Source organism: Salinispirillum sp. LH 10-3-1 (assembly GCF_030643825.1).
Lineage (GTDB): Bacteria > Pseudomonadota > Gammaproteobacteria > Pseudomonadales > Natronospirillaceae > Salinispirillum.
In genome coordinates this window covers 1,395,975-1,409,701 of sequence record NZ_CP101717.1, presented here as the reverse complement: position 1 = coordinate 1,409,701, position 13,727 = coordinate 1,395,975, and the positions used below count along the sequence as shown (strand labels likewise).

General features: G+C 55.9%; 11 protein-coding genes. 5 read left to right on the top strand and 6 right to left on the bottom strand.

Features of this window, described 5'->3' with window-relative positions:
* Positions 1-34: 34 nt before the first annotated feature.
* The 6 genes from NFC81_RS06260 to NFC81_RS06235 all read right to left on the bottom strand — a co-directional run bounded on the left by NFC81_RS06260 (position 35) and on the right by NFC81_RS06235 (position 7,683).
* Complete coding sequence (locus tag NFC81_RS06260) at positions 35-931, bottom strand: hydroxymethylglutaryl-CoA lyase (RefSeq protein ID WP_304996670.1); 897 nt, start codon at positions 929-931, stop codon at positions 35-37.
* On the bottom strand, positions 928-2,940 hold the full coding sequence (locus NFC81_RS06255; RefSeq protein WP_304996669.1) for an acetyl/propionyl/methylcrotonyl-CoA carboxylase subunit alpha: 2,013 nt from the start codon (positions 2,938-2,940) through the stop codon (positions 928-930). The genes NFC81_RS06260 and NFC81_RS06255 overlap by 4 nt, the downstream gene beginning before the upstream one ends.
* Positions 2,941-3,060: 120 nt before the next feature.
* On the bottom strand, positions 3,061-3,822 hold the full coding sequence (locus NFC81_RS06250; protein WP_304996668.1) for an enoyl-CoA hydratase-related protein: 762 nt from the start codon (positions 3,820-3,822) through the stop codon (positions 3,061-3,063).
* Between the two features lie 347 nt (positions 3,823-4,169).
* The gene (locus tag NFC81_RS06245) at positions 4,170-5,777 is read right to left on the bottom strand and encodes a carboxyl transferase domain-containing protein (RefSeq protein WP_304996667.1); all 1,608 of its coding nucleotides are present in this window, start codon (positions 5,775-5,777) and stop codon (positions 4,170-4,172) included.
* A gap of 217 nt (positions 5,778-5,994) precedes the next feature.
* Positions 5,995-7,164 (bottom strand): isovaleryl-CoA dehydrogenase, encoded by a 1,170-nt coding sequence (locus NFC81_RS06240; RefSeq protein WP_304996666.1) that lies wholly within the window; start codon positions 7,162-7,164, stop codon positions 5,995-5,997.
* Between the two features lie 96 nt (positions 7,165-7,260).
* Positions 7,261-7,683 (bottom strand): MerR family DNA-binding transcriptional regulator, encoded by a 423-nt coding sequence (locus NFC81_RS06235; RefSeq protein ID WP_304996665.1) that lies wholly within the window; start codon positions 7,681-7,683, stop codon positions 7,261-7,263.
* A gap of 157 nt (positions 7,684-7,840) precedes the next feature.
* On the opposite strand from NFC81_RS06235, the gene NFC81_RS06230 reads away from it, so the two are divergent.
* From NFC81_RS06230 to mmsB, 5 genes are all read left to right on the top strand, one after another.
* The gene (locus tag NFC81_RS06230) at positions 7,841-9,337 is read left to right on the top strand and encodes a CoA-acylating methylmalonate-semialdehyde dehydrogenase (RefSeq protein WP_304996664.1); all 1,497 of its coding nucleotides are present in this window, start codon (positions 7,841-7,843) and stop codon (positions 9,335-9,337) included.
* A 222-nt stretch (positions 9,338-9,559) separates the two neighbouring features.
* Entirely contained in the window at positions 9,560-10,714 is a 1,155-nt protein-coding gene (locus tag NFC81_RS06225; protein WP_304996663.1) for an acyl-CoA dehydrogenase family protein, read from the top strand.
* 117 nt (positions 10,715-10,831) lie between these two features.
* A complete protein-coding gene (locus NFC81_RS06220; RefSeq protein ID WP_304996662.1) occupies positions 10,832-11,620 on the top strand; it encodes an enoyl-CoA hydratase in 789 nt (262 codons plus the stop codon).
* A gap of 9 nt (positions 11,621-11,629) precedes the next feature.
* Positions 11,630-12,754, top strand: coding sequence for an enoyl-CoA hydratase/isomerase family protein (locus tag NFC81_RS06215; protein WP_304996661.1), 1,125 nt, complete (start codon positions 11,630-11,632; stop codon positions 12,752-12,754).
* Positions 12,755-12,827: 73 nt separating this feature from the next.
* On the top strand, positions 12,828-13,712 hold the full coding sequence (gene mmsB / locus NFC81_RS06210; RefSeq protein ID WP_304996660.1) for a 3-hydroxyisobutyrate dehydrogenase: 885 nt from the start codon (positions 12,828-12,830) through the stop codon (positions 13,710-13,712).
* Positions 13,713-13,727 lie beyond the last annotated feature (15 nt).

Sequence of the window (13,727 nt, the reverse complement as noted above, 5' to 3'; positions counted from 1 at the left end):
CCAAGGCCAAATTTTCGCGCAGAGGGCTGCGCTCCTACGGCGCCAGCGCCATACCGACTTTGGATCGATTGGGGCGTTGCAATTTAACGCTGATCTGCTGGCCGATCTTAGCGATGGCTTTGAGGTCTACGCCGGTTTCGATACCCAAACCCTGCAACAAATACAGTACGTCTTCGGTCGCTACGTTACCCGCTGCACCCGGTGCATAGGGGCAACCACCCAAGCCAGCGACCGAGCTGTCGATCACGGCAACACCCTCTTCCAACACCGCGTACAGATTCGCGACAGCTTGGCCGTAGGTGTCGTGAAAGTGCGCGGCCAGTTGCTCAACCGGTACCTGCTTGCGCACGGCCTCTAACATCCGTTTTACTTTCAACGGCGTACCGACGCCAATGGTGTCACCCAATGAGATTTCATAGCAGCCCATGCCCAGCAGTGCCTTAGCAACCCACGCCACTTGCTCCGGTTTGATGTCACCTTCATACGGACAACCGACCACGGTCGACACATATCCACGCACTCGAATACCGGCTTTTTGCGCGGTTCCCATAATGGATTCGAAGCGCTCCAGGCTCTCGGCGATGGAACAGTTGATGTTCTTTTGCGTAAAGCTTTCCGAAGCGGCACCAAACACTGCAACTTCGTCAGCGCCGGCCGCCAGCGCATCCTCAAAGCCCCGCATATTGGGTGTGAGCGCACTGTAGGTGATGCCGGTCTTTCGGCTGATCTGCTGCAACACAGACGCCGAATCAGCCATTTGTGGCACCCACTTCGGCGACACAAAACTGCCCGCTTCAATGTACGTTAAACCGGTGTGCGATAACTGGTCGATCAGTTGCACTTTATCGTCCACCGTCAGGTGCATGGACTCGTTCTGTAAGCCGTCTCGCGGCCCCATTTCAGCGATGCGAACACGTTGCGGAAAACTCATGCCTTGGCCTCCTCAAAGTCCACCAATTCGGCGCCTGCCGACACCGTTTCACCCGGTTGAAAATAGAAAGCGTTCACTACGCCGTCTTTCGGTGCGCGGATGCTGTGCTCCATCTTCATCGCTTCCATCACCAACAACGGCGTATTGGCTTCCACACGCTGCCCCGGCTCGACCAACAAGGCCACCATGGTGCCGTTCATTGGGGCGGTAAGGCCGTGCGCGTCTTGCTCCCGCGTACCAAAGTTCGGCGTCGGCTGACACAAGAACACATGCCGCTCGCCTTGCCAGAACAAGCTCAACTCTTGCCCTTCCGGCTTAGTCGCTAAGTGATAACCCAGCGTGAATCGATGTTCGTTCAACACCACGGTGGCTTCGTCTATACCAACCTGCCCTTGGATATGACCGAGTGATGCAGACGCTTCACCCGGCGCTGCCATACGGTGAATATCGAACCCGCCTTTACCTTCTGGCACGAGTTCAAAATGCGTCGATTCTTCCTGTTGCACCAGCTCAATGGCTTGTCGTGGGCTGGCGTTTAAGCGCCAGTCGTCCAAACAGCTCCATGGGTCGTCGTCACCACTGCGGTGGCGGCGCAAGGCTTGATTGGCAATAAATGCCGCTAGAATCGGCAGCTCTGCGGCATGAACCGACTGTGCAGGAAATAGATCCGCTTCATGATGCGTAATGAACCCTGTATCGAGGTCTGCCGCCACAAACGCAGGGTGATTCGCCAACCGCCGCAAAAAGCTGACGTTCGTAGTCAAACCACCGATGCGATAGTCTTCCAACGCTTTCACCATGCGCCGAATAGCGCTGGCGCGGTCGACATCCCACACGATTAGCTTGGCGATCATGGGGTCGTAGTACATGCTCACTTCATCGCCTTGCACCACGCCAGTATCGACGCGAACATGGCGGCTCTCGGTAGGTGTTTTCAGGTAGGTCAGCGTGCCGGTAGCGGGCAAGAAATCTTGCTCGGGGTCTTCGGCGTAGATGCGCACTTCGAGCGCATGACCGTTAATGCTGATCTGCTCTTGCGTCAGCGGCAGCGGCGCGCCCGCGGCCACGCGCAGTTGCCATTCAACCAAGTCTTGCCCGGTGATCATCTCCGTCACCGGATGCTCAACCTGCAAGCGGGTGTTCATTTCCATGAAATAGAACGAACCGTCTTCGTCGTACAAAAACTCTACTGTGCCTGCGCCCACATAATTGATGGCTTGCGCAGCTTGCACGGCCGCTTCGCCCATGGCTTGGCGCGTGGTTTCACTCAGACCGGGCGCAGGCGCTTCTTCGATCACTTTTTGATGGCGACGTTGAATGGAGCAGTCGCGCTCGGCCAGATACACACCGTTGCCGTGCTGGTCGCAAAACACCTGAATTTCCACGTGACGCGGCTTGGTGAGGTATTTTTCCACCAGCAGATCGCCATTACCGAAGGCGTTTTCGCCCTCACGGCGCGCGGCCTTAATGGCTTCGTCCAGCTCGCTGGCCTGCCACACCACACGCATGCCTTTCCCACCGCCACCGGCCACCGCTTTCAGCAACACCGGGTAGCCCATGTCTTCGGCGGTTTTGCGCAGTATCTCAGGGTTTTGGTCGGCACCGTGATAGCCCGGCACCAAGGGTACACCGGCCTTTTCCATGATCTGCTTCGCCGCGCTTTTCGAGCCCATGGCTTCGATGGCACCGATGGGCGGCCCGATGAAGACGATGTTGGCCTTAGCGCAGGCACGAGCAAACTCGGCGTTTTCCGATAGAAAGCCGTAACCCGGATGAATGGCTTCGGCACCCGTACTCACTGCTGCGGCAATGACTTTATCAATCAGCAAATAGGATTCACGACTGGGTGCAGGGCCAATATGTACCGCTTCGTCAGCGAGCAAAACATGTTGCGCTTGCACATCGGCATCGGAATAAACCGCCACCGTGCGCACACCCAAAGCGCGAGCGGTTTTGATCACTCGGCACGCGATTTCACCACGGTTGGCGATGAGGATTTTGTTGAACATAGTCGTGATCCTGTTTGGTTTGTAGGAGGCCAGCCCTCTGGCCGAACCCCCGACGAATTTTTCGGCCAGAGGGCTGGCCTCCTACGTGCTATTCATTGGTTCGGCCAGAGGGCTGGCCTCCTAGCGCTCAAGAAACTGTTTTAGGCGGGCTTGCCCGTCTGGCGATACGCGAATGGCAGCAATGCGTTCACTTGTCATGCGCAGCAGGTCTTCGTTGATATCTGCACCGGCTACATCGTCAATCAGTTGCTTGGCTGCCGCCACTGCTACCGCGCTGTTGCCCAGCACCGCGTCACACCATTCGTTTACCGCTTGGTCTAAGGCATCCGCTGCAATCACTTCGTGTGCCAAGCCAATGGCCAGCGCTTTGTCGGCGCGAATCACTTCCGCGCTCAAGAAATACCGCCGCGCTTGGCGCTCTCCAATCGCTCGAATCACAAAGGGCGAAATCGTGGCGGGGACCAGCCCGACCTTCACTTCGCTCAGACAAAAGCTGGCACGCTCGCTGGCAAACACCATGTCGCAACACGCAGCCAGCCCCACCGCACCGCCATAAGCCGCCCCCTGCACCACGGCAACCGTCGGTTTCGGCAGCCGATACAGGTTGTTCATCAACTGCGCGAGCTGCCAGGCATCCGCTTGATTTTCCGCTTCGCTGTACTTGGCCATGCGTTGCATCCAACCTAAGTCAGCGCCAGCACTGAAGTGTTTGCCAGCACCTCGCAGGCACACAACTTTGACATTCGAATCACCCGCAGCGTCCAACAGCGCGGCATTCAGCAACCCAATTAAGCCATCATCAAAGGCATTGCTCTTTTCCAACCGATTCATCGTGAGGGTCAGCACCCCTCTTTCATCTACACTTTTCAGCAAGTCACTCATTTCCTAATTCCTCTATCGCGCCATTCAGCATGAGAACGGGTTCGTCGCGGGTTAGGGAGGTCTTTTCCCGCGCGAACGTACGTCCTGTACGTAACGCGCTAATCGGGCTCCTGCCCTCTGGAAAAGTCCTCCCTAACCCCCTCGACCCCTTCCCGATAAGTCTGAGCTTTCTCCAGCCACAATAGAGAACTCGTGGATTGTGGCGGTGCTACAGGGTTGGCCTGAGGAGTGGGCTGGCTGGGGGATTCCTTTCCAGAGGGCAGGAGCCCGATTAGCGCCTTTTGGGCAGGACGCCCAAGGCGCGGGAAAGGAATACCCCCAGCCAAGCTCGCTCCGATAATGACCAACTACATCCGGAAGACGCCGAATTTAGTCTCCTCGATGGGCTTGTTCAGCGCTGCTGAAAGCCCGAGGCCTAGAACCTCTCGGGTTTGGGCTGGATCGATGATGCCATCGTCCCATAACCGCGCACTCGCGTAATAAGGATGACCTTGCGTCTCGTATTGCTCCTGAATTGGCTGCTTGAAGGCAGCCTCTTCCTCTGCCGTCCATGTCTCACCCCGCGCCGCCATACCATCACGCTTCACCTGCGCCATCACCCCGGCAGCCTGCTCGCCCCCCATGACAGAAATGCGCGCATTTGGCCACATCCACAAAAAGTTCGGATCGTACGCCCGACCACACAAACCGTAATTACCTGCACCGTAACTACCGCCGATGATCATCGACAGCTTCGGTACTTTCGCGCAGGATACCGCCGTCACCAGCTTGGCACCGTGCTTGGCGATGCCTTCTGACTCGTATTTCTTACCGACCATAAAGCCGGTGATGTTTTGCAGGAAAATCAGCGGGATTTTGCGCTGTGCACACAGCTCGATGAAGTGTGCGCCTTTCTGCGCCGACTCACTGAACAAAACCCCATTATTGGCGACGATACCGACAGGGTAACCGTATAAACGTGCAAAACCGCAAACCAAAGTTGGGCCGTATAACTGCTTAAATTCGTCGAAATCAGATCCATCAACCACCCGCGCGATGACTTCGCGTACGTCGTACGGCTTACGCAAGTCAGCGCCGACAATGCCGTACAGCTCTTTCGGGTCGTACTTCGGCGGTACGCTGGGTTGCTTGTCGATGTCCACGCGTTTAGGTCTATTTAAGCGTGCCACGCTGCGCCGGGCGAGGTGCAAGGCGTGCTCATCGTTCAAGGCGTAATGGTCAGCCACACCAGATACCTTGGTGTGCACGTCGGCACCGCCGAGTTCTTCCGCGGAAACCACCTCACCGGTGGCGGCTTTTACCAACGGCGGCCCGGCCAAGAAGATAGTCCCTTGGTCTTTAACGATGATGGATTCATCAGCCATGGCAGGCACATAGGCACCGCCCGCCGTACACAAACCCATGACCACGGCGATTTGCGGTATGCCTTCGGCGGACATATTGGCTTGATTGAAGAAGATACGCCCGAAATGTTCGCGGTCGGGGAAGACTTCATCTTGTTGCGGCAAGTTAGCGCCACCGGAATCCACCAGATAAATACACGGCAGATGGTTTTGCGCGGCAATGGCTTGCGCGCGTAGGTGCTTTTTCACCGTCACGGGGAAATACGTACCGCCTTTTACCGTGGCGTCATTGGCGACGATCATACATTCGACGCCGCTGACCCGACCAATACCGGCCACCACGCCCGCGCAGGCGATGTTGTCATCATACATGCCATAAGCGGCCATCTGGCCAATTTCCAGAAACGGCGAGCCATCATCCAACAGATGACGAATACGGTCACGCGCCAGCAGTTTTCCACGCGATACGTGGCGCTCTTGATACTTTATGCCGCCACCGAGTTTCAATTCTTCAAGCTTGGCGTGCAGATCATCCACCAGCGCTTGCATGGCTTCGTCGTTCGCCAAAAACTCCGGCGTTCGAGTATTGATTTGGGTCGTCAGTTGGGTCATTTGTCTTTTCTCTTCAATTTCAACGAACGGAAGAATGTAATACCTGCCGTTGGGCTACCGTGGATGATCGGCGGTCGCACTGAGCGGGTTCTGTGCGGTGTCTAAGTGGGCGTTCAAGCGCATGGATGCGCTTGTCGAGCCTACAGGGACGTATTTACGGCGTCCCACGTGATACCCACAGAACCCGCTCAGTGCGGCCGCATCATCCACAGACTCGCTATTTAGACTCGGTGAACAGTTCTCGCCCAATCAACATCCGGCGAATTTCTGAGGTGCCTGCACCGATTTCATAGAGCTTGGCATCCCGAAGCAATCGCCCTGTCGGGTATTCGTTGATGTAGCCATTGCCGCCGAGTAGCTGGATGGCGTCCAGCGCCATTTGCGTGGCTTTTTCAGCGGCATAAAGAATGACGCCAGCGGCGTCTTTGCGTGTGGTTTCACCCCGGTCGCACGCCTTGGCTACGGCGTAGACATAGGCCCGACAAGCATTCAAGGTGGTGTACATATCGGCCAACTTGCCCTGCACCAACTGGAACTCACCGATGGACTGACCGAACTGCTGACGGTCGTGAACGTATGGCACCACGATGTCCATGCAGGCTTGCATAATGCCCAATGGGCCACCGGCCAACACTACGCGCTCGTAGTCGAGGCCGCTCATAAGTACCTGAGCACCACGGCCTTCTTGGCCAAGAATGTTTTCGGCGGGTACTTTGCAATCGCGGAACACCAGTTCGCAGGTGTTGGAGCCGCGCATGCCTAGCTTGTCGAGTTTCTGTGCGCGTTCGAAACCAGGGTAATCACGTTCGACGATGAAGGCGGTAATGCCTTTCGAGCCGCCGTTCGGGTCGGTTTTCGCGTACACCACATAGGTATGGGCGTCGGGGCCGTTGGTGATCCACATTTTGTTGCCATTCAGCACATAGTGGTCGCCTTTTTTGTCGGCACGCAGCTTCATGCTGACGACGTCGGAACCTGCACCGGGTTCGCTCATGGCGAGAGCGCCTATATGCTCACCGGAAATCAGTTTGGGCAAATATTTCGCGCGTTGCTCAGGCGTGCCATTACGCTTGATTTGGTTCACGCACAGGTTGGAGTGCGCGCCATACGACAGTGCAACAGAGGCAGAAGCACGGCTGATTTCTTCCATCACAACGACGTGCGCTAAATAACCCATGCCCGCGCCGCCTTCTTCTTCAGAGACGGTGATGCCGAGCACGCCGAGGTCGCCAAATTTGCGCCACAGGTCGTTCGGAAATTCATTGACGTGGTCGATGTCGGTCGCGCGCGGGGCGATTTCTTGCTGGGCGAAAGCATTCACTTGGTCGCGCACCATGTCGACCATTTCGCCGAGTTCAAAGTTCAGACCTTTGTATGGGGTGATCATTGGGCAATCCTCATTTTTATCTTTATTCGTTTGGACGTAGAGCGGGTGCCTTTCTGTATGGCCACACCCGCGAGCTGGCAGGTATAAATACCTGCCCTACGGGGTTTCATTCGCCAATTCTTCTTCCAATTTGCGCCGCCCGCTTTCGGTCATCGAATTCCAGCAGCGAATTTCGGCGTTGCGCAGTTCTTCCTGCACAATCTTTAAATCCTGTAGTTGTTGCTCCAGCACCGCCTGCTTCTCATGCACTTTGGCGATCATGGCTTGCAACTGTTTGTCGTTGTTCTGACTGGTGGCGTCGTACAGTACAAACAACTCGCGTATTTCGGCCAAGGCAAAGCCTAGGCGTTTACCGCGCAAAATCAGTTTCAAACGCACCCGATCTTGCTTGCTGTAAATACGTGTTTGCCCACGTCGGGTGGGAAACAACAGCCCTTCGTCTTCGTAAAAGCGAATACTGCGCGGTGTAATATCAAACTCCCGCGACAACTCGTTAATGCTCCAAGTCGCTTTTGTCATCTTTACTTGCCTGTCCTGCTATCCATGTAATAACGATAGCCCAAGTTTACGTTTGCGTAAACGTTAATGTGATGCTATTTTTCAATACAACAACAAAAACAACATCGGCAGGCGGCTGTGTGCGCCACCGGAACCCATACTGTGAGGAGGAGCTACCATGGCTCGTGAGATCCCGCTATTTATCGACGGCGAATTTGTATCCAGCCAGTCGACACAACAAATTCCAGTTACCAATCCGGCCACTCAAGACGTGTTGTGTACTGTCCCTTGTGCGACCCCCGACGAGATGGAGCGGGCCATCGCCAGTGCAAAAACAGCTTTTAAAACGTGGAAGGAAGTGCCGGTCAGTGAACGCGCGCGCGTTATGCTGCGCTATCAGGCATTGTTAAAAGAACATCATGATGAGCTGGCAGAAACGCTGGCACAGGAAACCGGCAAAACGTTTGAAGACGCTAAGGGCGATATCTGGCGTGGCATTGAAGTAGTAGAACAAGCGGCCAATGTGGCTTCGGGCATGATGGGCGAAACCATGGAAAACGTGGCGCGCTCGATCGACGGTTATTCGTACATTCAGCCTTTAGGTGTTTGTGCGGGTATCACCCCGTTTAACTTTCCAGCCATGATCCCGCTTTGGATGTTCCCCATGGCGATTGCCTGCGGTAACACCTTCGTACTTAAGCCGTCTGAACAAGATCCTCTGACCCCTAACCGTCTGGCCGAGCTGTTCAACGAAGCCGGTGCGCCAGCCGGAGTGTTACAGGTTGTTCACGGGGCGAAAGACCAAGTGGATACGCTACTGACGCACCCGGACATTAAAGCCATTTCCTTCGTCGGCTCGGTCGCCGTAGGACAACACGTTTACCGCACCGGCACCCAGCATCTGAAGCGCGTGCAGGCGTTCGCGGGCGCCAAGAACCACATGGTGGTAATGCCTGACGCCAACAAGCAGCAGGTCATTAACAGTTTGGTCGGCGCCTCTGTCGGCGCAGCCGGACAACGTTGCATGGCGATTTCCGTGGCGGTGTTTGTTGGTGAGGCGCAAGCGTGGATACCCGAGTTGCGCGATGCGCTGGCGAAGGTTAAACCCGGCATTTGGAGCCAACCCGATTCTGGCTTTGGCCCATTGATCAGCCCGCAAGCCAAAGCGCGTGTTGAAAGCCTGATCGACCAAGGCAAAAAAGAAGGCGCGGAATGCTTATTAGATGGCAGCGGCCACAGTGTCGAAGGCTACCCTAACGGCAACTGGGTGGGGCCAACTTTGTTCAGCGGTGTGACCGCTGACATGACGATCTATAAAGAAGAGATTTTCGGGCCGGTTCTTTCATGCATGTCGGCAGACACGCTGGACGACGCCATTGCGTTAGTGAATGCCAACCCTTACGGCAACGGCACCTCTATATTCACGGCCAGCGGTGCTGCGGCGCGTAAATACCAGCATGAAATCGAGGTAGGCCAGGTCGGTATCAACGTGCCTATTCCTGTACCTCTGCCCTTCTTTTCTTTCACCGGATGGAAAGGCTCGTTCTATGGCGATCAACATGCCTATGGCAAGCAGGCGATTCGCTTCTACACCGAAACCAAGACCATTACGGCACGCTGGTTCGACAGTGATATTCCGGCTGGCGAGGCCAATATGACGATAAAACTGGGCTAACAAAAGCTGCTGCTAGCGTTAACCGACCACAGGACAGACCGTTGCCAACCGAGACAGGGGGTGGCATGTCCGCGCGAAAGACCATCCATGGTCTTAACGCGCTACGAGGGCGTCCTGCCCTCTGACATTGCCACCCCCTGTCTCTGCCGGCAACTGATAAGCCAGCGTTAGATGGTCAGGCCCACAGCTAAGAGTGCGATGTATACCAGAGAGGATAAGAACGTGGATTTTAATCTGAATGACGACCAGAGAGCCTTTGTTGAGAGTGCTCGGCAGTTTTCCGAGGCGGAACTGGCACCCATGGCGGCGGAATGGGATCGTGACCATGTGTTTCCAGTGGATGTGATTCGCAAAGCCGCTGACATGGGTTTTTGTGGTCTGTACACGCCAGAGGACCAAGGTGGACTGGGGTTGTCGCGGCTGGATTCCAGTTTGATCTTCGAGCAACTGTCCATGGGCTGTACCTCTACCACAGCTTATCTCACCATTCACAATATGGTGACCTGGATGATTGCCAGCTTTGGCAATGACGCCACGCGCGCCCACTGGGTAGCCGATATGGTGAGCGGTGAGCGCTTAGGCTCTTATTGCTTGACCGAGCCTGGAGCCGGTTCGGATGCGGCATCGTTGCGCACCAAGGCCACCCGTGATGGCGATGACTATGTGCTGAACGGCTCGAAGATGTTCATTTCCGGGGCGGGTTCCACCGATGTGTTGGTGGTGATGGCGCGTACGGGTGGTGAAGGCCCGAAAGGCATTTCGGCCATCGTGGTTCCGGCCGACGCTGAAGGCGTTGTGTACGGCAAGGCGGAAGAAAAAATGGGCTGGAACAGCCAGCCGACGCGTTTGGTCACATTCGAAAACGTACGTGTACCTGTGGCGAATCGCTTGGGAGAAGAAGGCGAAGGCTTCACTTTTGCGATGAAAGGTTTGGATGGCGGGCGAATCAACATCGCCACCTGCTCCATTGGTACGGCGCAGCAGGCCATTAACGAAGCCAAGGCTTACATTCAGGAGCGCACGCAATTTGGGCGGTCACTCGACCAGTTTCAAACCGTGCAGTTCAAGCTGGCGGATATGGTGACCGAGCTTGCCGCGGCACGCCAACTGGTGCGCTTGGCAGCGTTCAAGCTGGATCAACAAGACCCGGAAGCCTCGGCGTATTGCGCCATGGCGAAGCGCTATGCGACCGATGTCGGATTCCAAGTTTGCGACGATGCGTTACAACTGTTCGGAGGTTACGGCTACATTAAAGAGTACCCCATGGAGCGCCATGTGCGTGATACGCGGGTGCATCGCATTTTGGAAGGCACCAACGAGATCATGCGTTTGATCATCGCACGGCGTGTGCTGGCCGAGGGTGCCGGAGCCTTTTAGCCTCGTAGGAGGCCAGCCCTCTGGCCGAATTTCCGTGTTTAATCATGGCCAATTTATTCGCGCAGAGGGCTGCGCTCCTACCAACCGAGACATCTAACAGGTACGGGAACGAATTCAATGATCAACAGCAAAACAGACTTACTGCGCTATTCCCAGCAAGGCCATATTGGCACCATCACCTTCAACAACCCACCGGCCAATACCTGGACGCTGGAGAGCCTGAACGCACTGGAGGTTTTGGTAACTGAACTCAATAAAGATGATTCTGTGTACGCGCTTATTCTGCAGAGCGACAGCGAGAAGTTCTTTTCCGCTGGTGCTGACCTCAAGATATTTGCCGACGGTGACCCAAAGACGGCCCAAACCATGGCGGACGCTTTTGGGGCTGCCTTTGAAGCGCTCAGCGCCTTTCGTGGTGTTTCTATTGCAGCCATTAATGGTTGGGCCATGGGCGGCGGGCTGGAGGTGGCACTAGCCTGTGACCTGCGTATTGCCGAAGCGGGCGTACAGATGGCATTACCGGAGGCCAGCGTGGGCTTGTTACCCTGTGCCGGAGGTACGCAAAATCTGACTCGACTGGTCGGTGAAGGTTGGGCCAAGCGGATGATCTTATGCAATCAACGCGTGTCAGCCGAACTCGCACTGTCTATTGGATTGGTTGAAGAGGTGGTCGCAAAAGGCGAGTCGCAGGCGGCAGCTCTGGCTATGGCGGAACAGGCCTGCAAGCAAAGCCCGAAAGCGGTCGCGGCGTGCAAACAACTGATTCAACACACGCGCTATGGCGCGCACGCCGAGGCCTTGGTGATGGAACGGGAAAAGTTTGTTGGACTGTTCGACTTGCATGATCAACGCGAAGGCGTGCACGCTTTCTTAGAGAAGCGCTCGCCCGTGTGGCAAAACAAATAGGAAGGCATCATGACTCAAGACGTCGTACTCTTTCAGGAAATCCCACTCAGCAACGGCTACCTTATGGGCCGTGCCACGTTGAACCACGAGAAGTCGCTGAACGCCCTCAGCCGAGAGATGATTGAACGGTTGCTGCCGCAGCTACAACAGTGGGAAGACAATCCGCAAGTGGTCATGGTTTGGCTGGATGGTGCAGGCGATCGAGCCTTCTGCGCGGGCGGCAACGTGGTTCAGGTGTATCGCGACATGGTGGCTGCGCGCGCGGAGGCACCGACGGATTCCTTGCCAGACGCCCGATTAGCACAAGAGTATTTCAGTCTGGAATACGAGTTGGATCTGCGTCTACACACCTTTCCCAAACCGCTACTGTGCTGGGCTTCCGGTGTGGTCATGGGCGGTGGTATGGGCTTGATGCAGGGTGCCCGCTTTCGCGTCGTGACCGAAACGTCGCGCCTGGCAATGCCGGAAATCACCATCGGCCTCTACCCTGACGTAGGTGCCAGCTGGTTCCTGAATCGCTTACCGGGCAAGACAGGCTTGTTCTTGGGCTTAACCGGCGCGCAGATCAATGCCGCAGACGCTCTTTTTTGCGGTTTGGCGGATCGATTTCTACCCAACTCACAACACGATGCACTGCTAGAAACACTGAAGGCGCAAAACTGGTATGGCGAGCCGCGCGCCGACGAGCAACTGCTGAGCCAGCTGCTGCGGGATGCTTCCCTGCAGGCCATTGCCCATGAGCCTGATTTGCTGGCCGAATCTCTGGTACGAAAGCATCTTGATCGAATTATCCGCCTCACGGATCAGGCTGATCTGGCGTCTATCTACACGTCGATCACACAATTGCAGGACGCCGACCCCTGGCTGCAGAAAGCGGCCACTACCTTGAAACAGGGTAGCCCAGCTTCGGCCGTGCTGATTTATGAGCAACTCCGTCGCGCCAAGCATTGGTCGTTAGCTGAGACCTTCGAACAGGAACTCATTGTGTCCACCAACTGCTGCCGCTATGGCGAGTTTCAAGAAGGTGTTCGAGCCCTGCTGATTGATAAAGACCGACAGCCGAAATGGCGTTTTGAGGACATAGCAACGGTAGACCCAAGTTATATCCGCGGCCACTTTGTCGCGCCGTGGTAAACCAGATACCGACAGCGCGCACTGACGCACTGATGAACACCACCCACTTTCGTGCATAACGGGGGAAACAAACATGGAAACAGTAGCATTTATTGGCCTAGGCAACATGGGGGGACCCATGGCAACGAACTTGGTGCGCGCGGGACACTCAGTGACCGTGTACGACCGCGTAGAAGCCACTATGGATACCTTGGCTGCGGCCGGAGCACGCAAAGCCGCCAGTGCAGCAGAAGCCATTAAGGGTGCCGACTGCGTCATTTCCATGTTGCCCGCCAGCCAGCATGTGAAAGGGCTATACTGTGACCCTGACGGACTTTTCAGCACCCTGCCAGCGGGCACCTTGGTAGTGGATTGCAGCACCATCGACAGTGCGGTGGCTAAGGAAGTTGCAGCGGCCGCGAGCGAAAATGGCATATTGTTTATGGATGCCCCAGTATCGGGCGGAACCGCAGGAGCGGCAGCGGGAACACTCACCTTTATTTGTGGCGGCACCGACGCGGTATTCGCGCAAGCCAAACCCATTTTGGCACACATGGGTAAGAATATTTTCCACGCCGGCGATGTCGGTGCCGGACAAATGGCGAAGGCTTGCAACAACATGATGCTGGCCATACAGATGGCTGGAGTGTCGGAAGCCCTGAGTCTGGGCATTAAGAACGGCCTAGACCCCAAGGTATTGTCTGAAATCATGAAAAACAGTTCGGGCAACAATTGGGCGTTGCAGGTCTATAATCCGGTGCCGGGCGTGATGGAAAACGCCCCTGCCAGCCGCAACTACGAAGGCGGTTTTATGGTCGACCTGATGGTCAAGGACTTGGGCCTAGCCCTGCAAGCGGCCAAGCATTGCCATGCAGAAACACCCATGGGCCAACAAGCGAACACCCTGTTCAGCCAACACGCGAGCAAGGGTAATGGGCAGAGAGATTTTTCCAGCATCTTTCTGCGCTATCAACAATAAACTCTGAACAAACAC

Coding starts and splice junctions, on each gene's coding strand:
- NFC81_RS06260 (WP_304996670.1), bottom strand. CDS start 931: ATGAGTTTTCCGCAACGTGTTCGCATCGCTGAAATGGGGCCGCGAGAC.
- NFC81_RS06255 (WP_304996669.1), bottom strand. CDS start 2,940: ATGTTCAACAAAATCCTCATCGCCAACCGTGGTGAAATCGCGTGCCGA.
- NFC81_RS06250 (WP_304996668.1), bottom strand. CDS start 3,822: ATGAGTGACTTGCTGAAAAGTGTAGATGAAAGAGGGGTGCTGACCCTC.
- NFC81_RS06245 (WP_304996667.1), bottom strand. CDS start 5,777: ATGACCCAACTGACGACCCAAATCAATACTCGAACGCCGGAGTTTTTG.
- NFC81_RS06240 (WP_304996666.1), bottom strand. CDS start 7,164: ATGATCACCCCATACAAAGGTCTGAACTTTGAACTCGGCGAAATGGTC.
- NFC81_RS06235 (WP_304996665.1), bottom strand. CDS start 7,683: ATGACAAAAGCGACTTGGAGCATTAACGAGTTGTCGCGGGAGTTTGAT.
- NFC81_RS06230 (WP_304996664.1), top strand. CDS start 7,841: ATGGCTCGTGAGATCCCGCTATTTATCGACGGCGAATTTGTATCCAGC.
- NFC81_RS06220 (WP_304996662.1), top strand. CDS start 10,832: ATGATCAACAGCAAAACAGACTTACTGCGCTATTCCCAGCAAGGCCAT.
- NFC81_RS06215 (WP_304996661.1), top strand. CDS start 11,630: ATGACTCAAGACGTCGTACTCTTTCAGGAAATCCCACTCAGCAACGGC.
- mmsB (WP_304996660.1), top strand. CDS start 12,828: ATGGAAACAGTAGCATTTATTGGCCTAGGCAACATGGGGGGACCCATG.